At 40.6% G+C, this 17,177-nt stretch carries 17 protein-coding genes and 1 pseudogene; all 18 read right to left on the reverse strand.

Going from position 1 to position 17,177, the window contains the following annotated elements; translation table 11 throughout:
• Positions 1-40: 40 nt before the first annotated feature.
• Positions 41-169, reverse strand: a pseudogene (locus G5B06_RS12320) (Maff2 family mobile element protein); the annotation flags it as partial.
• A 135-nt stretch (positions 170-304) separates the two neighbouring features.
• Positions 305-2,200 (reverse strand): VirD4-like conjugal transfer protein, CD1115 family, encoded by a 1,896-nt coding sequence (locus G5B06_RS12325; protein WP_173772176.1) that lies wholly within the window; start codon positions 2,198-2,200, stop codon positions 305-307.
• Positions 2,197-2,724 carry a PcfB family protein gene (locus tag G5B06_RS12330; protein WP_117944180.1) on the reverse strand — a complete coding sequence of 176 codons (528 nt, stop codon included), beginning with the start codon at positions 2,722-2,724 and terminating at the stop codon, positions 2,197-2,199. Before G5B06_RS12330 ends, G5B06_RS12325 begins: the two co-directional genes overlap by 4 nt.
• Before the next feature lie 39 nt (positions 2,725-2,763).
• Positions 2,764-2,916 (reverse strand): hypothetical protein, encoded by a 153-nt coding sequence (locus G5B06_RS12335; RefSeq protein WP_004612794.1) that lies wholly within the window; start codon positions 2,914-2,916, stop codon positions 2,764-2,766.
• 100 nt (positions 2,917-3,016) lie between these two features.
• Complete coding sequence (locus tag G5B06_RS12340) at positions 3,017-8,998, reverse strand: SpaA isopeptide-forming pilin-related protein (protein ID WP_173772177.1); 5,982 nt, start codon at positions 8,996-8,998, stop codon at positions 3,017-3,019.
• Between the two features lie 407 nt (positions 8,999-9,405).
• Positions 9,406-9,828 (reverse strand): RNA polymerase sigma factor, encoded by a 423-nt coding sequence (locus G5B06_RS12345; protein ID WP_005338497.1) that lies wholly within the window; start codon positions 9,826-9,828, stop codon positions 9,406-9,408.
• Between the two features lie 3 nt (positions 9,829-9,831).
• Positions 9,832-10,467, reverse strand: coding sequence for a sigma-70 family RNA polymerase sigma factor (locus tag G5B06_RS12350; RefSeq protein ID WP_055149770.1), 636 nt, complete (start codon positions 10,465-10,467; stop codon positions 9,832-9,834).
• Positions 10,468-10,912: 445 nt separating this feature from the next.
• Positions 10,913-11,269 (reverse strand): helix-turn-helix domain-containing protein, encoded by a 357-nt coding sequence (locus G5B06_RS12355; protein WP_005338503.1) that lies wholly within the window; start codon positions 11,267-11,269, stop codon positions 10,913-10,915.
• A gap of 109 nt (positions 11,270-11,378) precedes the next feature.
• A complete protein-coding gene (locus tag G5B06_RS12360) occupies positions 11,379-11,717 on the reverse strand; it encodes a DUF6050 family protein (protein WP_117944182.1) in 339 nt (112 codons plus the stop codon).
• 6 nt (positions 11,718-11,723) lie between these two features.
• On the reverse strand, positions 11,724-12,860 hold the full coding sequence (locus tag G5B06_RS12365; RefSeq protein ID WP_173772179.1) for a DUF6017 domain-containing protein: 1,137 nt from the start codon (positions 12,858-12,860) through the stop codon (positions 11,724-11,726).
• A complete protein-coding gene (locus G5B06_RS12370) occupies positions 12,841-13,746 on the reverse strand; it encodes a ParB/RepB/Spo0J family partition protein (RefSeq protein ID WP_117640271.1) in 906 nt (301 codons plus the stop codon). Before G5B06_RS12370 ends, G5B06_RS12365 begins: the two co-directional genes overlap by 20 nt.
• Entirely contained in the window at positions 13,739-14,515 is a 777-nt protein-coding gene (locus G5B06_RS12375) for a ParA family protein (protein ID WP_173772181.1), read from the reverse strand. The genes G5B06_RS12370 and G5B06_RS12375 overlap by 8 nt, the downstream gene beginning before the upstream one ends.
• A gap of 15 nt (positions 14,516-14,530) precedes the next feature.
• Positions 14,531-14,695, reverse strand: coding sequence for a hypothetical protein (locus G5B06_RS12380; protein WP_166462287.1), 165 nt, complete (start codon positions 14,693-14,695; stop codon positions 14,531-14,533).
• On the reverse strand, positions 14,682-15,149 hold the full coding sequence (locus G5B06_RS12385) for a DUF6075 family protein (RefSeq protein ID WP_117548357.1): 468 nt from the start codon (positions 15,147-15,149) through the stop codon (positions 14,682-14,684). Before G5B06_RS12385 ends, G5B06_RS12380 begins: the two co-directional genes overlap by 14 nt.
• Positions 15,150-15,589: 440 nt before the next feature.
• A complete protein-coding gene (locus G5B06_RS12390; RefSeq protein ID WP_148447065.1) occupies positions 15,590-15,862 on the reverse strand; it encodes a hypothetical protein in 273 nt (90 codons plus the stop codon).
• Between the two features lie 146 nt (positions 15,863-16,008).
• A complete protein-coding gene (locus G5B06_RS12395) occupies positions 16,009-16,299 on the reverse strand; it encodes a hypothetical protein (RefSeq protein WP_148447067.1) in 291 nt (96 codons plus the stop codon).
• A 162-nt stretch (positions 16,300-16,461) separates the two neighbouring features.
• On the reverse strand, positions 16,462-16,755 hold the full coding sequence (locus tag G5B06_RS12400) for a type II toxin-antitoxin system RelE/ParE family toxin (RefSeq protein ID WP_173763023.1): 294 nt from the start codon (positions 16,753-16,755) through the stop codon (positions 16,462-16,464).
• Positions 16,756-16,758: 3 nt separating this feature from the next.
• Positions 16,759-17,100 carry an AbrB/MazE/SpoVT family DNA-binding domain-containing protein gene (locus G5B06_RS12405; RefSeq protein WP_244092697.1) on the reverse strand — a complete coding sequence of 114 codons (342 nt, stop codon included), beginning with the start codon at positions 17,098-17,100 and terminating at the stop codon, positions 16,759-16,761.
• Between the last annotated feature and the right edge of the window lie 77 nt (positions 17,101-17,177).

The raw sequence follows: 17,177 nt of genomic DNA on the forward strand, positions 1-17,177 counted from the left end.
TACAATTGCCCTTCGACTTTGTGCGTAAGCTTTTCACTTACGAACGTGTCGCACGGTTGTCGTTTCCATATCCTTCTAACAGGTTAATAACACCCCATACTGCAAGTCCGGCTCCAATCGCCACCACAAGTGTCTGCAAAATATTGATTGCCTGATTAAAAAACGCCATATTCGTTGTCTCCTTTCAAATCTCTGTATTTCTCTGGTTTCTATCTTTAAGAAGTCTTTTCCGGCTCTGCCCTTACGGGTGGCCTTTCATGATCTCTCAAATCCATCACCTCCCATAATGGCAAAGAAAAAAGAGCTATGTGTCCGAATCTTTCACATGCTCTGCTTCCTTGTTTTCTGTATTTAATTCTCCTGCCAGACTCTCTTCCGAAAACTCATACATGTCAAATTCCTGTGTCCTCGTCAGTTTCACTTCCATCCGATGCCGCATATACGCTTCCACATCAAACTCATTTTTCTTATCGTAGTCTGACAGCTCCTTATACCGTTTGTGTTTGGTAATATCGAACTTGTCACTGAAAAATGGTCTTACACCTCGAAGCTGCAAGATACATTTGCTGCCATCCATGACCGCAAGTTCGTCCCGGCTCATCAATTCCTTTCCTGTTTTTTGATAGTTCATCCCGTAAGAACGGCTCTGTCCACGGGTGTCCGAAGTGTTATATAAATCAATCGTTTCTTTTCCCAGCGTCTCGGAAATCTCCTTTAAGGTCGAACTTTCCTTACCGCCAAGGAATAACATCGTGTCGCAGTTGCCTAAGATTGTTTCAGCTGCATCTTTGTAGATTGTCTTTAACTGGGACTGCGACTGGAGGATAATGGATGCAGAGATTTCCCTGCTACGAATGGTGGCAATCAGCTTGTCAAACTTTGGAATCTGACCGATATTTGCGAACTCGTCACAGAGGATTCTGACATGATATGGCAATCTTCCATGATGTACATCGTCCGCTCTGTCACATAACAGGTTGAATAACTGGCTGTACATCATCGCCACAACAAAGTTAAAGGTATCATCCGTATCAGAAATGATAATAAACAGTGCTGTCCTCTGGTCACCTACCATATCCAGTTCCATCTCATCATAGCTCATGATCTCACGAAGCTCTGCAATGTCAAACGGTGCAAGCCTTGCACCACAGGAAATCAAAATACTCTTTGCTGTCTTTCCTGCCGCCAGCTTATATTTCTTATACTGACGCACTGCAAAATGCTCCGGTTCTTCCTTTTCCAGTTCCTCAAACAGCATATCTACTGCATTTTTAAATGTCTCATCATCTTCCCTTGTTTCCGAAGCGTTGATAAACTCAAGCAGGGTCGCAAAGTTCTGTTCTTCTTCCGGTGCTTCATACCAGATATAGCCGATCAGGGCACAGTACAGAAGCCTCTCTGCTTTCGTCCAGAAATCCTCACTGGACTTCTCGCCTTCCCCTTTCGTGTTCACCATGATCGTATTTACCAGTTTCAAAATATCCTTTTCCGAATGGATATAGTGGAAGGGGTTATAATGCATACTCTTGGAAAAATTGATCGTATTCAATACTTTCACTTTATATCCATGCCGTACCAGCATCTTTCCGCACTCAATGATGATCGTCCCTTTCGGGTCCGTGACCACATAACTGATGTATTTTCCCATCTGCATCAAGTTGGGTTTTACATAAAAACGTGTCTTTCCTGAGCCAGATCCGCCAATCACGATCACGTTCTTGTTCCTCGCAAATTTCGGATTCTTTGGTCTGCCATTCATGGTCAGCCGTTCCGTCATGGTCAGCAGGATATTGTTCTCAAATACCGGGTCGATAAAGGGTGCAATGTCTTTTGCCGTCCCCCATCTTGCCGAACCATACTCCACTCCCTGCCGGAACTTTTTGGCATTTTTTCCTTTCATGTAGACCATGAGCTTCACTGCCACGGCTCCAGTAATCCCAACCAGCAATTCATTTTTATGCATACTTGGGAGAATCCTGCTAAATGCCATCTGGAAATTTAAGATCAGTACCATCAGTCTTTCTATCATGGAATCACCTACACAGTATTGATATAACCATGCCAGCTTATTTCCCACATAAAAGATCACGATATATGGAAGATTCATCAGAACAATCCGAAGCAGCTTATGTACATCCACCGGCGGTAATCTCTCCAGGTATCCTTTTCCTACACCAAGCAACTTCTGTAATCTGCTCATAATGACGGCTCCTTCTCCTTTCCTTTTGTTTTCTCCAGTTCCCTGTGCTTTGCAAGCGATTTGGTGATTGCCTGCTGTAACTTCTTCCTCACAGATGGTTTTTTGTCCTTATTCAGAGACTTGCCCGTGTATTCCTTAAAAGCGGCAGTCATCACATCAGCATCTCTTGCCTTAAAGAACACATAATATCTTGGCGGGTCCGCAGTCACATCTTTTTTCAGGCTGAAATCAATGCTGTACTTCTTTGCTACCCGTTCAAAAGACTTGATGTTTCCATCTGTGATCTCAATGTTGGACAGCTGTACATTCTGCTTCATCAGCTTATCAAGGCTCTGTTTTCCCTTGTAGGTCTTATCCTCCTTTTCCTTCTGGGGCTGCTTCTGGTTTGTTTTCTGTCCCTGCTGTTTTTTCTCCTGCTCCATCTTTGCAAGAGCCTTTACCATGGTAGCTTTCAGCAAGTTGGCAGTGACCTTGCCACAGCGGATACAAAGTGAGACTGTTTTCTCATTCACTTCATCCTGCAATCACACCACGCCCTTTCTTCTCTCACTGCTGTCTTATCCTCATTTATCACATTGCTGCTCCTTTCCTCTCTTTTCTGCCAGTTTCATATATTCTTTTTCTGATTCCGCCCCCACTTTGATACAGCACCAAAGGACAAATCCATATACCAGAAATACTGCAGCTGCAGCAACAATCAATACTGTTTTTGTCATCTTCTTTTCTCCCTAATTCTTTTGAAATTTTATAAAAGGGCATCTATGAATCCTGTGTCCATAAATGCCCTCATCCATTACTAAGAAATCTTATGATCTCTTATTTCTTCTTTTTGCGAAGAATCACTGTTCCACCAAGACCAGCCATTCCAGCCCCTGCAAGCAGAATCCAGAACAGAATCGGTGTATTATCTCCTGTCTTTGGTGAAGTCGATTTCTTTGTTTCTTCTGTGGTTTTTGTCTCCGGTGTTGGTGTGGTTTCTGGTGTTTCCGTCGGTGTCTCTGTTGGAGTTTCCTCTGGTTTCGCCTCATCCTTCATCACAACCTTCTGGATTTCTCCAGTATCTTTGACCGTAAACTTCACATCTTCTGCAACCAGATAACCATCCGGTGCAGTTTCTTCACGGAGGATATATTCCCCGATTGGAAGCATCTCAATATAGTGTGGTTTTTTCTCAGATGTCCAGCTTTCTACGGTCTTTCCATCTTTATCAAGGATCGTCAGTTTCGCTCCTGGCAGCTCCTTACCGGAAATATCGGTCTTGGAAATCTGCACTTTTGTCACATCATCCTTCATTTCCACCTTCTGTACTTCACCGGTATCTTCCACCGTAAAAGTGATGCTCTCTGCTGTCACATAACCGTCCGCAGGAAGTGTTTCTGTCATGGTGTACTTCTTGCCAGCGGTCAGTTCTTTGATGATATGTGGTTCTTTACCAGAAGTCCATTCATCCACAGTGTTTCCACTCTCATCTGTAACTTTCAGTTTTGCTCCCTCAATCTCCTTTCCGTCTGTCAGGGATGTTTTGGTAAACTCTACGGTTGTCGGCTCATCTTCAAAAGTAAACACATAAGACAGTGTTTCCTTATCTGCCCCACCATATTCAAAAGTAAATTCCTGTACCTGGTCTGTTGTCGCAAATCCCGGTGCCGGAGAAGTTTCTTTCACATAGTAGGTATAGCCAAGTGGCAGATCTGCCGTAAAGGTCAGTTTTCCTTCCTTATCCGTAGCCTGCTCCTCAATAACCGTATCCGCTTTCAAGATCACATCGCCCTTTGCATTGACAATATTTTCTTTATTGCACAGGGCAAATACAGCCCCTTCCAGTACACGGTCGGAATCTTTTTCTTTCTTTAACACGTTTACTTCTGCTCTCTGGCGTTTGTTCTGCCAGTCAGCAGAATAAGTAACAACTGCGGTATTCTGGTCACGGTAAGTCAGATCCACTTCACGAGCTTCTCCATCCAGGACATATCCATTTGCTGTCTCTTTCTCTTTGACACAGTATTTGCCAAGAGGAAGGTCTGTCAGTTTCGCCACTCCTGTTTCATCCGTCGTGATCGTTGCTACCAGTGCATCCTTTTTGTAGTAATCTTCACTCTCACCATCCGCCGCTTTTATATCTTCTAAGGCATAAACCTCAAAAGTAACGTCTTTCAGGGAACCGGAAAGATATTCAAACAGATGCTTCATCCATCCGCCAATGGAATCCAGTGCAGATATTTTCTCCAGGAACTCACCTTTTTTATTGATGATAAGTGTTCCGGTTGGCACTGCATCTTTCATCTCTACCTTCTGGATTTCAGCAGTATCGTCCACAGTAAAGGAAACTTCTTCCGCCATCAGATAGCCATAAGGAGCCATTTCTTCACGAAGAGTATATGTCTCCCCGGCTGTGAGTCTTTCAATCAAGTGTTCCTCACCCTTTACAGACTTCCATGTATCTACCACATTTTCATCCTTATCAAGCACCGTAAGCGTTGCCCCGGAAAGTTCCACGCCTGTCGTAATATCGGACTTCGTAAAGGTTACTTTTGTCGGCTGGTTCTTAAATACAGATTCCAGCTCTACCATTTTCACATCCTGTCCCTGATATTTGGCAGTTACTTCCAAAGTCTCAAAAGAAGAGACATACCCTGCCGGAGCTGCAAGTTCTTTGATATAGTAAGTACTAAATGGAAGGTCAACATCAAATACTGCCTTTCCATCTTCCCCACTGACTGCTTTTCCAAGTAAGGTATCTGCCTTCACAATCACTTCTTCATGTGCCAGAATATCTTCTTTTGCATAGATACCAAACTCTGCACCCGCCACAACCGTTTTTGTCTCTGCATCCTGTTTGACTACGGACACTTCCACTTTCTGGCGGTCATTCTCAAAGGTTGCTGTCTGCTCAATAACTGGTGTTTTCTGGTCTTTGTATTCAAATGTTACTGTCTGTGCTTCTTCATTTAATACAAAGCCCTCTGGTGCTGTCTTTTCAACAATCTTATAGGTTCCAAGTGGAAGGTCAGCGATCTGTGCCTTTCCATCCTTATCCGTGGTAACAGTTCCTACCAGTTCCCCAGAAGCATACTCCAGGATACGGTTTCCATTATCATCTTTCTGGAAATCTGCTGTATAAATATCTTCGGCAGCATATACCTCAAAGACTGCTCCCTCCAGAGTTTCTTTCTGATAAGTAAAGTCATCTTTATAACCATTTAAGACCTCACCCTGTTTTACGATGTTCAGTTCTCCCTTAACCGGATGATTCTCGTATGCGATCTCAATGATCACATCGCCGGAAGTTCCGTCCATCTGATATGCTGTATTGGAATCTACATCTACCTCATAGTAATTCTCATTGAGCGTATATCCATAAGGTGCGTTCACTTCCTCAATACGGTAATGTCCAATCTTCAGATTCTGTGGAAGGATTAAGTATCCCTGCTCATCTGTAAAATAAGATTTGTGTTTTACCGTCGTCGGATACGTTGTTACCTGCTCCACATACTTTTCTGTATCCAGGTTAAAAATCTTAAACTCCGTATTTTTCTGAAGGACTGCTTTCTTTGTCTCATCGTCCTGTTTGATAATCTTCAGCTTCGCTTCAAACTCTTTGTCAAGCAACACCCTCCATACCTGCGGTGTAGTCGGATGATTCTCTGTAATCTGTACGATGAAATCATTGACCGGAGTGTAATTATGTGGTGTGGTTGTTTCACGGACGATGTAAGTTCCATACGGAATCGCAATACTGCGGGCATACCCTTTCTCATCTGTAAAGATCTCTGTTGCACCATTTTCCCCGATCACTACCGGCTTGGCAGAACCAAAGTCATAGCTGCCATCTTCTTTTACTGTCAGGGAAGATACCAGATAAGCGGTAAATCCTGCACCTTTCAGTAAATCGGCATCTGTCTTTCCGTTGTTCGCTGCCTTGATGATTTCAAATGGCTGCTTCATTACCTGTTCCAGAGACAGACAGTCACGTTTTACTTCCGCTACAAAATCACCCTCATAGTTGCAGACCAGATCATGTTCTTCTTCATCTGCCAGGTAACCCGTTGGAGGAGTAATCTCTTTTACATAGTAATTGCCAAGATATAATCCATCTACAGAAGCCTGTCCATTCTTATCTGTTGTAAGAGTGGCAACCTGCTCACCCGCTTCGTAGATCACACCAGTTGCTCCATCCGGATGGACAATATCCTCACGGGCATATAGTCCATAGACTGCCTTTTCTAAAGTAGCATCTCCCTGTGGAACAGCCTTCTTTGTTTCTTTGTCCTGCTTCTGTAAGGAAATCTTTGCTGTCACACGCTCGTTTTTGAAGGTATGCTTAAATGTCAGTTTCGCTTCCTTATCGTTTGTATAAGAAAAAGTAAACGTATAGACATCATCCGCATTTCTCAGATAGCCTTCCGGAGCCTGTACTTCCTTTACATCATAGGAAAATCCCAGCGGCAGATCTGCGGTAAACTTCGCCGTTCCATCATTTCCAGTTGTCACTTTCTCAATCAGAGTGCCTTTCTTTACAACAACCGTTCCATCTGCATTTTTAATGTCACTGGCTGCATAAAGTCCAAAAATTCCTCCATCCAGAGGATTTTCTGTATCCTTATCCTGCTTTGTCACAACTACTTCTGCTTTCTGTCTGTCATTCGTAAAAGTTGTCTCAGAAAAAACAACATCTACATTCTGTCCTGCATAAGAAAGAGTGACTGACTTTTCTTCCCCGGCATTATAAAATCCGGTCGGAGCCTGTTTTTCTTTGATGATATATGTACCAAGATGCAGGTTTTTCAGAATGACTGCCCCATTCGAGTCTGTTGTCAGATTCTCTTTGACCAGATCACCCTTGCTGTAAACCTTGGCACCATAAGCAGTTTTAATATCTGCTCCGGCATACACATCATAAATCGCACCTTTCTGTCTGCGTTTCTCATACTTAAATGTTGTTCCATTCTCGGTGACATCTGCACCTGTCAGAACCTGACCTTCTTTATAAACAGTCAGCTGTCCCATCTGTTCTTCATCCGGAACAGTCACAGTCGTTGTTTTGCTGACTTCCAGTTTTACATTGTAGGCAGTTGCATTGATACGGTATCCTGTCGGAGCTGTAATCTCTTTCAGATATACAGTGTCCTGTGTCTTAATGATCTGTACGGACGATTCCCCGTTCGCATCGGTTGCCGGTAACTTTGTGATCAGCTTTGTACAGTTTGCATCACTGTATAAACCAAACACTGCACCAGACAGCTTTGCGTCTGCTTTTGCATCTTTTTTAATCACCTTCACACTTGCGTGCTGCACCCAGGTTACTTTGAAGTCCACATATTTCTCATCATCAACACCTTCACCAAATACCAGGGCCAGGTCCTGTGAACCAGATCCGGTACTGATCTTATATGCAGAATAATCTTTTGTTACACTGCCTTTCATCGTTGCCGACCAGCTTCCTGCGACATCCTGTACCTGTGTAAGAGGTGCAGATAAGTAAAACTTGGTTCCACCACTGATTTCCACTGCTTCACCAGCTTTGCTTGTCTTTCCGGTTGTCACGTTGTGAAGTTTCACACCACTTGGAAGTTTCATTGTGATACTCTGCAGTTCATCTGCTTTAAAAATGATTTCCTTTGTTCTCTGGCTGTTGCCATCTACATAGGCTGTCACATCTGCATCAGAAAAACTCATATCTACATCTGGAATCTCCGGCTGTGAAATACAGTAATTATACAGTTTCATTGCAAGCGTCTTTGCTGTACCGCTTGCACCGGAAAAGGCAGAATCTCCACCATTAGCATAAGATGCTGCCAGATGTACCAGAATAAATCTGGCACCTGCACTTAGGTTTCCATATCCATTTTCCTCTGTGAAAAATCCTTCATCACCGGAAGCCTTTGTGCCATAGTAACAAACCTTTGCCAGCTTCTTACCATCACTGAGCTTTGTAATATCATAAGTACCACTTCCCGGACTGGATTTAGAAGGCTCCACGCAATATGCTGTTGCAGAAACATTACCAAACTGAACCGTATATTTGTAAGTCAGATAACTTCCATACCCGTAATCCGAATACTGATAACAGGTTCCTCTTGTTACTGTAACTTTCTTGGTACTCTGTGTTGCAATGTCTGTTGCCATGAAAGTAACCGCTTCTCCTTCTTCCATAGAATAAAGGTCGATACCGTTCTCCGCTGCCTGATCCATTACTTCTGAAACAGCCAGACCGGATTCTTCATCTGTCGTCACTTCCTGCTCATCTGTAAGATCAGTTACAATTTCTTTTGACCCGTCCGAATCAGCATCTTCATCCGCATTACCGGAATCTTCTGTTTCACCGGCATTTCCTTCACCAGCTGTATTTTCAGAAGAACTCTTTGTCTGTGCTTCTGTTTCCGGCTCTTTTACCGTAATGTTTCTGCTTACTCTGTAAGCTGGATGACCGCTGACTGGCTCTACTGCATAGACAGCTTTGTAGGTATCCGGTGTATGTGCGTCAAAATCTGTACCGGCTTCACTCTTTGCTTCATGGAATAAAACTTTCACCTTTTTTTCATTCACGCCCTCTATACCGGACAGATCGACTTTCACTTCAAATTCTTCTCCATAGGGAATCTCAATATCCTTTGCTTTCACAATTTCATCTTCATCAAGAGTATCCTGCACATCCTGCAGTTCCGGATATTGCTGTTCAAATGAAGTTGTCTCCGGTTCTAATTCAGAAGCAGAAACCGTGACTGGTTGAACGATAACAGACGCCAAAGTTGCAACTGCCATAAATCCCGACAAGAATCTTTTAAATCGCATTTTCATTTTGACTGAGTCCTCTCTTTCTTCGATAATTTACTCCACTTTCGTTCAGGCTTACACCTGCATGAATCAATCATAGAAACCACCTCCCTTGTGTCTTGGATTGACTTTTAAATAAAAACAGGATTGAGCTATTAAGCCGCAAGAGGTAATTCGTAATCATTCCTGCCAAGGGTGCCTCTCATCCATTGCCCTTCACGTTGCCACCGAATACCCGCCGCCAGATGCGTAGCTGGGAAATTCAGGTATCCTCTTGCTGCTGATATGAAATTGTCAAGGTTCACTTTTAGGAGGGAATTTATTGTTTTGAATTAAAATAGACATTTGCCCCTCCACTAACCGCATGTGTGAAAGGGCAAAAATTAACCTGTTTGAAATTTTTTTAGAAAATTTTTTGAAACAGCAAAAACTTACAAAGTTTCCAGCCTGTCTTTTAGTTTCTGCAATACTTTGTTTTTCCTGTTTCTGATTGTCTTTGTACAACACCCGAAATACTGTGCTGTTTTTTTAACTGTGTACTCTTCAAAAAATAATAGTCTTATCAATTCCATTTCTTCTTCAGACAAATATTTCAGTGCTTCCTGCAGCTCTTGTATTTCTGACACCCTGATGACTATTTCTTCTGGTGATAATATATGCAAATAACTGTTGTAACTCGTTTCTCCTACTTTTTCTATTCCGCATACACCATTTTTCTGCATTTTTTCAAGCTGGTATCTTTCTTTTCTTCTTGACTGGTACCATGCCAGATATACGTCTCTGGTAACTTCTACGAGAGTTTCATTTACACGCAGCACATACCGTTGTCTTTCCTTTGGTTTTTTACCACGCATCTTTTATTCTCCCTTCTGAAGCACTCCGGTCAGTCTGCCTGCATTTCTTCTCATTTTCTGCTTTGCCTGTGAAATACATTTTGATACTGCCGGTTCTGTAATTCCAAACACCCGTGACACTTCTCTTTGTGTCCGTTGCTGAAAATAAATTTGATGGATCACCTGTCTCTGCCGGTCAGTCAGCAGATCCATGAATTCTCCAATAGCTTCTTCTATAATCAGTTTTTCAAGTACATTCTGCCTTTTATCCACCAATTCGCACCAGCCTTCTGAAATATGGCTGTATGAAATGCAATTATTATGTTCTCGTACCTCCCTGTTCCTGCACAGCCGATCTTCACCTTCTAATATCAACCGCACATACCAGGGCTGATTATCAAAAAAATCTTCCTTAACAACTGTTATTTTTCTTCCTGCTTCATATACATAATCTCGACAGGTAAATAAAGGAAAAACCGTTCCATAATCACCTGCACAATAGAAAACATATCCTGTCTGATACGCAATAATTTCCGCACCATCTATCAGTCTATGCTTTACAACTGCCACATCGTTTTCTCTCAAATACCTGGCGGACGGAACCTTTCTTTTTTCTTTCCTGTTACCTACAACCTGTTTCAATTCCTGCAATGTCAGCATAATTACCACCTTTCTGCCTACTGGCAACAGGAGCCCATCAGCAGAAAGGATAGGATTATTACTGATTTACTGGCAAAAGGGCAGTAAAAAACAGCTTCCGGCACACCCGTTTTTTTTAACGAGAGCCTGAAACTTCCTTACTGCCCTTTCTGCTAATTTACAGCATCCTCTATTTTATTTTCCGTCTGATGTCCCGGTCAGACTTCTTTGCATTTCTTTCCGTTTTTATGTTCTTTTCATTTTCCATCAAAACAGAATAGTCTCCCATTGCATCATAGGGACACTGCTTCCGATAGATTAAATTTTCTTGTCTGGTCATCAATCCTGTCTCCCTTCCTTGTTTCTGTCTCTTTCTCTCTGTTTGCTATTTTAACAGCACAAAAAACTATTATCCTTAGCATATATGGGGAGTTTTTTTGTTTTACACCCCATATATGGTGAAATTTCACCTGTACTCATTAAAACTGTCTATCAGCGAATCTATTGTCTGCATAATAATTTTCTGCTCTTTCCATTCCATCTTCTGAATACGATAAAATACTTCCTCAAACTGCTTTCTTTTTTCTGCATCGTCCCCCTCTTTTCCCATCAGGATATTGGCATCTGTTTCCAGGATCTCAATCATCTTCCTGAAAATCTCAACAGACATTGCCGTTTGCCCTCCTTCTATCCTGCTGACCGTATTGACACTGATACCTGCTTTTTCCGCAAAAGATTCCTGTGACAACTTCATTTCCTGCCTGCGTTTTCTGATCCGTTCTCCCAATTCAATAAGTTCTGTGGAAATTGCACGATTGCTCAATACGGTGTCTCCTTTCCTGCAATTTATCCTAGCTTTACGACATTGTGTCGCAAAGTTTCCAGAAAAAAAGCAGCTAATTTTGTCTTAGCTGCTTTTCAAAAGATCTATTTCATTTTATTCTCGGTATTTTATGTATTCCTGTAATAACTGTGAGCAGGAAAACACTAAGATAAATGATTGCCTGTCCAATCATTGCCAGCAATACGACACTTCCTATCAATCCTCCGATCAGAAAATTCATTGTCCATACTGCCAGTGTTCCTCCAAGGTCAAACCCTCTTGGAACCATCCAGACACACATTTTTCCAATTCCGAATGGTATCCCCATCAGTAGCAACAGCAATAAATAATTGCACTTCCCATCCTGGATACAAAGCGGTCTCAGCACTGCAAACAATACAGCAATCACCAGTGCTGGAACAATAACTTTTTTTATCATATTTCTCATGTTCCTTTATCCTCCATACATATCGTGATTAACCTCTGCCTGATAATAGCTGTTTATCGTTGCCGGGGCATTATACAAGGCAGTCAAAAGATATGCTTTAATGTTTCCAACCTTGGTCGTATTTCGGTTCAGACAAAACAGCACATATTCGATATGTGAATAATTCAGCTTCATAAACCTGCTTTTCACCAAAGCAACTGGCTTTTCTGTCCCTGCGATCCGAATCATACTGTCCTCCGGCATCATCATAACTTCAATCATCAGTTCTACCAGTTCATCCACATCTTCTTTGGCATGATATTGATAATCTATGTTTTCATGAATCACTTCACGATATGCCCGCATCTCCTCCATCACATCTCTTTTCTTTTTCAGATTGCCTGATATGATTGGATAGGATTGATTTATCTCAGTTTCACTAATATCAGTCTTGTTAATATCAGTATTATTAGATTGTGATTTCGGATATTCTGGTTTTGTGATTTCCACTATTCTTGAATGATGATTTTCACAATTTTGGAATTGTGATTCTGGAAATTCTTGATTTGTGGTTTTCATCATTCCTGAATTGTGATTTTCACCATTCTGTAATTGTGATTCCACACAATCCTGAATTGTGGATTTCACTACTCCTGAATGATGATTTTCACAATTCAGAAAAGTGCCTGTTTTTTCCCTATTCTCAGCTTCTGATTGCAGATTTGCACATTCTTCATGGTTTCCCTGCTCAGATTGCAAATCTGCACAGCTATCCATCGGCTTTTGGTCTGGCACTTCTCTGAGCATAAAATTTTTCACATAAATAACATTAGGCTTTCCCAGTCCCAGACGTTTCTTTTCAATCAGTCCAATCCCATTATTACTGTCCAGCTCTTTTACCAGCTTCACTGCCTTTTGGGTTCCACAGTTCATCAGCTCTGCAATTTCTTCCACCGTGAAAATAATATATACTCTGTCCTCTGAATCCAGCCATCGGTTCTTAATGCTCAGGCTCATACGGTCCAGCATCAGACCGTATAATACCTTTGCTTCACAAGAAAGAGCTTTAAAGCATGGTTCTGTAAACAGCACTTTCGGGACACGATAAAAGCTATATTGTTCCGCTTCCATTCCCGTAAAATAATCAAACTGTATCTTCTGCATCTGCTACTCCTTCTCTGTTTTGTTTCCATTTATCCAAAAGCATAAAAATAACTTCTTCTATCTGTTCTTTAGAATATGTCTCTGGAAAATAATTGCCGATTTTTTTTGCCGGAATGGTTACATTGATTTTACTGTTTTCTTTTTTCAATAAAACGGCATAGATATAACCCTGATTTAATTTTCCATTTGCACTGCATTCCTTTAATTGTTCTGCCTGTTGTTTTGTCGGAAAGATATTACTGTTGACAATTCCTTCCAGAAGCCATTCCTGTTCCTGTGGTTTCAGATAAGACAATTTTTCTCCCACTATCATAGGGATTTTATTATCGTCCACATATTCCAATAATCCATCTGATAATGAAGCCAGACGGATATATCTCTGCACAGTTCTTCCACTGTCCCCGGCTGTTTCACCAACCATATCTGCCGTATATTTTTCACCTTTACTTCCCTGGTGCTTCATAGCATCATATTTCATCTTATAGGCATGGGCCTTTTCACTTGGCAGAATATTTTCACGCTGAATGTTGGAATCGACCATAATTATGACAGCTTCATCATCTGTATAGTTTCGGACAAGGACCGGCATAGTTGTTTTGCCACACAGTTCACAGCCTCTTTTTCTCCTGTGACCTGAAATCAGTTCATATCCACCTTCTGATCGGGGTCTTACCAGAGCAGGATTTAAAACACCGTAGTTTTTAATACTCTCTACTGTCTCAGCCATTTTTTCATCATCGCTTACATGAAATGGATGATTTTTGAAAGGATAGAGCTTTTCCAGTTCTATTTCCACAACCTGGTTCATACTCTTTTCCGGTGATTCTTCTAATCCCAGTAACTCATCATAAGAGGTAAGCTGAATCTCTTTTTTCGGTCTACGCATGTTTCAACACCTCCTGAACCAGTTCTCTGTAACTGTCTGCCCCTTTGCTTTTTCCATCATAAGCAAATATACTTACACCTTCAGATGCCGTTTCTGCAAGACTTTCCGTTCTCGGAATCGTCTGCTCAAAAATCTTAATGTCATTTCCATATGTAGTTTTAATTGCCTGTTTGTTTCTCTTTGCATTATTGTAACGGCAATTATCCATTGTGAACAAAATACCTTCTATCTGCAATTCCGGATTAAACCTCTGATGGATTCCTTTTACCACTTTCAGTAATTCCATAAGTCCATCCGCCGCATAATATTGTGGCTGTACCGGAATCAGAACGCTGTCCGCTGCACTCAACACATTGATTGTCAGCATTCCCAATGATGGCATACAGTCAATCAGAATATAATCATATTCATCTTTCAATAGTTCCAGATACTCTTTCAGTACTTTTTCCCTATCCTCAACAGTAAATAAGGACATATCCATTCCGGCAAGCAATTTATTGGACGGAATCAGATCCATCCCTTCTTCATGGTGCAAGACTGCTTCCTTTGGATCAAACTCCAGTCCCATGATGATATTTTCCATCATACTCTTTAAAGTCACTTTGAGATTTTTGGGAAATCCCATTCCCATTGTCAGATGTCCCTGCGGATCTGCATCTACCAGCACTACTTTTTTCCCATTCTTTGTCAGTCCGGCTCCCAGATTGATGGTTGTCGTTGTTTTGGCTACTCCGCCCTTCTGATTTGCAATAGCAATTACTTTACACATATACCTTCCTCCGATTTACTGTTTTTCTTCTACTTCTACATAAACACGAAAATATTTACTTGTTCCTTTATTTGCATAAGCATCAGATACTTCCAGGACATCCAATTCCTTATGATTTTCCAAAATACGTCGAAACCATTGAATGTCCCTCAAAGTACCCTGTAATCTAATTTTCAGCATATATATCCTCCCAGTCTTTGTAAAAGCAATACTCTGGATAACGGATTTTAATAGCTTCCCAGAAATACCGGGCATATCCACAGCAAAACAGATCCTCTACGGTATAACACTGACATTCTTTCAACTGATCTTCTTCTGCTTCGTAATCTCCGACGCTTGGTGTTCCATTACAATACAGGTTAAATGCCATACGGACAATTCGTAAACTTCCACTGGTCTGCCACCCTTCCTGCAGGCATTCCGTTTTTACACATCCAGTTTTAAAATTATAGATTTTATTCACATTATCTCTTGTGTCTCTGTCGATACCCAGGCAATAAATCAAAGCCCGATGGTAGACATCCTGATATCTGCATTTTTTCAGATATTCCTCATAAAATTTTTCGTGTTCCCTGCTCTTGAAAGTAATTGTGCGAGAATTGCTATTCTCTGCTCTTAACGCTGTGTTTGTCATTTTCATTTTCCTCCTGAATTTTTAATATTTTGGTATAAAAAAGACACTCCATTTCTGAAATGCCCTATAAAAAATAGGGACACCCGCTTTTAACAAGTATCCCTATAATCTATCAATGATCTGATAGCTCTCTATTCATTTTCATATTCAAGATTCTTTGTGTTCCCCGTCCCGAGGTCTAACGCAACAACAACGGTTACTTTCTTCACAAGGCTCTTTTCTTTGTGATTTCCACCTATTTTTCTGAAACTGAAAAACTCTACAAAGTGCGTAAATTCAAGGATTTCTACATATTCTTCCTTTGTAGCAACACCACAGTCTCGACATGTATTGTACCAGGTAATTGATCTACCTATCTCTGCTCACTAACGCCTGTTTATACTCTTTTCACAGAACTTTTATCCCAGATTTCGAGTACCTGACCCTAGTGTTCCTCCGGTCTACTCCCTAGAGGTTGCTTCTTCTCTAAGGCCCTGAACTTTTGCAGACATTTTTGCAACTTCAACCCTTTCTTTATTTAGTGGTTCATTTTTATATATCCGCTCATATCGTATTGATTTTTCCATTAGCAAAGAATAATCTTGTTTAGCCGCTTGTATAATTCTTCTTACCTCTTTGTAAAAATTGATATTAGATAAATACAAATGTTCAAAATAATCATAAGAAACAAAACTATAATGAACAATTTTTACCGGATCTAAGGACAAATCCATTTTATTAATTCCATCTCTGAAACTAATAATGATTCAGGAACATGATTTAACCAATTTCTCATTTTATTAAATTCGGATAAAAGCGATTTCATTTCATCATTATGCGGATTAATCTGAATATCTGTTATCCCTCTGTTAATTCTTTTTTATATAAGACTTCTATATTTAAAATAAGATATTGATGAAGTTTGAGCATCTCCCAACAAATTCAAGATATATTCCATAACATTATACGTTTTATGACATATATCTTGATATACCTCTATTGGAATTAAATCATTTTCCTTATATTTTTTTAATGTTTTTTCTGTTTCTATGTTATATCTTTTTAATGTATCTATGCAAATCTCACTTGATGTAATAATTTTATATAGATATATAATACAACTTTTTTTATCTGTTAATTGGAATTGCTTTTTTTCTTTATTTTTTCCCATTAACTATATCATCCTTTATCATTTATATTCTTAATCATTTAAACCTATTATATCACTTTCGATTGCCTGACCCCTAGAGATCCCCAAACAAATTTACATTCCAATATGTTTCTATTAATACCCCTCTTCCATTTTGAGTACCTGACCCCACTGTGGTCATAGTCATCTTTTTATGTATCTCTTCAATTCGTCATAAAAATTTTCTCTGGTTCCGGCCATAACAACAACTACCAATTCACCATCTATCCGCTCAATCGTATATGCAAGTTCATAATTGGTCTTATTATAGTAAATATCATAGCCATAAAAGCCTATCAAATCACCCGTTTTCGTTTCACCTATTGTATAATCTTCCCTAATCTTATCAATAGCTTCTTGATACAATTTCTTTAGTTTCTTATCCTTCAGCTTCTTAATATATTTTGCCGCCGGAGGATCAAATCGCACTGGCAGCATGAATCAATCCTCCGTTCCGAAGACATCTTCATAGGTTGCATATTCTGCTTTACCTGCTGCAATATCCTCTGCCTTAGCAAGCATTGCTTCTGCAGCCGGTCTGATCTGTGCCTGACGTTTTTTAAACTCCGCAAGCAATTCTTCTCCTGATAAGCCTTCCTTAATCAGATCGGTCAGAACCTGCTCAGCAAATTCACCTCCTGCAACAGTCTTAATTGGACGAATAATAAGTTCATCACCACGCACAACACATTCCGCTTCATCACCAAAGCCTAGTGACTGGTAAAACTTCTGTGGGATCGTAATCTGTCGCTTTGAAGAAATACTAAGAACTTTTCTGTTCATTTTCGTGTCCCTTCTTTTCATTACAGCTGTAGGCATATTTACTACCTCCTTCTTATCTTATTCAAATACATTTCTTT

The sequence above is a fragment of the Blautia luti genome, assembly GCF_013304735.1.
GTDB lineage: Bacteria > Bacillota > Clostridia > Lachnospirales > Lachnospiraceae > Blautia_A.

What these genes read in the sequence shown, in the direction of transcription:
- G5B06_RS12325 (WP_173772176.1), bottom strand. Translation starts at nt 2,200, where the DNA reads ATGAGCAGATTACAGAAGTTGCTTGGTGTAGGAAAAGGATACCTGGAG.
- G5B06_RS12335 (WP_004612794.1), bottom strand. Translation starts at nt 2,916, where the DNA reads ATGACAAAAACAGTATTGATTGTTGCTGCAGCTGCAGTATTTCTGGTA.
- G5B06_RS12340 (WP_173772177.1), bottom strand. Translation starts at nt 8,998, where the DNA reads ATGAAAATGCGATTTAAAAGATTCTTGTCGGGATTTATGGCAGTTGCA.
- G5B06_RS12345 (WP_005338497.1), bottom strand. Translation starts at nt 9,828, where the DNA reads ATGCGTGGTAAAAAACCAAAGGAAAGACAACGGTATGTGCTGCGTGTA.
- G5B06_RS12350 (WP_055149770.1), bottom strand. Translation starts at nt 10,467, where the DNA reads ATGCTGACATTGCAGGAATTGAAACAGGTTGTAGGTAACAGGAAAGAA.
- G5B06_RS12360 (WP_117944182.1), bottom strand. Translation starts at nt 11,717, where the DNA reads ATGAGAAATATGATAAAAAAAGTTATTGTTCCAGCACTGGTGATTGCT.
- G5B06_RS12365 (WP_173772179.1), bottom strand. Translation starts at nt 12,860, where the DNA reads ATGCAGAAGATACAGTTTGATTATTTTACGGGAATGGAAGCGGAACAA.
- G5B06_RS12370 (WP_117640271.1), bottom strand. Translation starts at nt 13,746, where the DNA reads ATGCGTAGACCGAAAAAAGAGATTCAGCTTACCTCTTATGATGAGTTA.
- G5B06_RS12375 (WP_173772181.1), bottom strand. Translation starts at nt 14,515, where the DNA reads ATGTGTAAAGTAATTGCTATTGCAAATCAGAAGGGCGGAGTAGCCAAA.
- G5B06_RS12380 (WP_166462287.1), bottom strand. Translation starts at nt 14,695, where the DNA reads ATGCTGAAAATTAGATTACAGGGTACTTTGAGGGACATTCAATGGTTT.
- G5B06_RS12385 (WP_117548357.1), bottom strand. Translation starts at nt 15,149, where the DNA reads ATGACAAACACAGCGTTAAGAGCAGAGAATAGCAATTCTCGCACAATT.
- G5B06_RS12390 (WP_148447065.1), bottom strand. Translation starts at nt 15,862, where the DNA reads ATGGATTTGTCCTTAGATCCGGTAAAAATTGTTCATTATAGTTTTGTT.
- G5B06_RS12395 (WP_148447067.1), bottom strand. Translation starts at nt 16,299, where the DNA reads ATGGGAAAAAATAAAGAAAAAAAGCAATTCCAATTAACAGATAAAAAA.
- G5B06_RS12400 (WP_173763023.1), bottom strand. Translation starts at nt 16,755, where the DNA reads ATGCTGCCAGTGCGATTTGATCCTCCGGCGGCAAAATATATTAAGAAG.
- G5B06_RS12405 (WP_244092697.1), bottom strand. Translation starts at nt 17,100, where the DNA reads ATGAACAGAAAAGTTCTTAGTATTTCTTCAAAGCGACAGATTACGATC.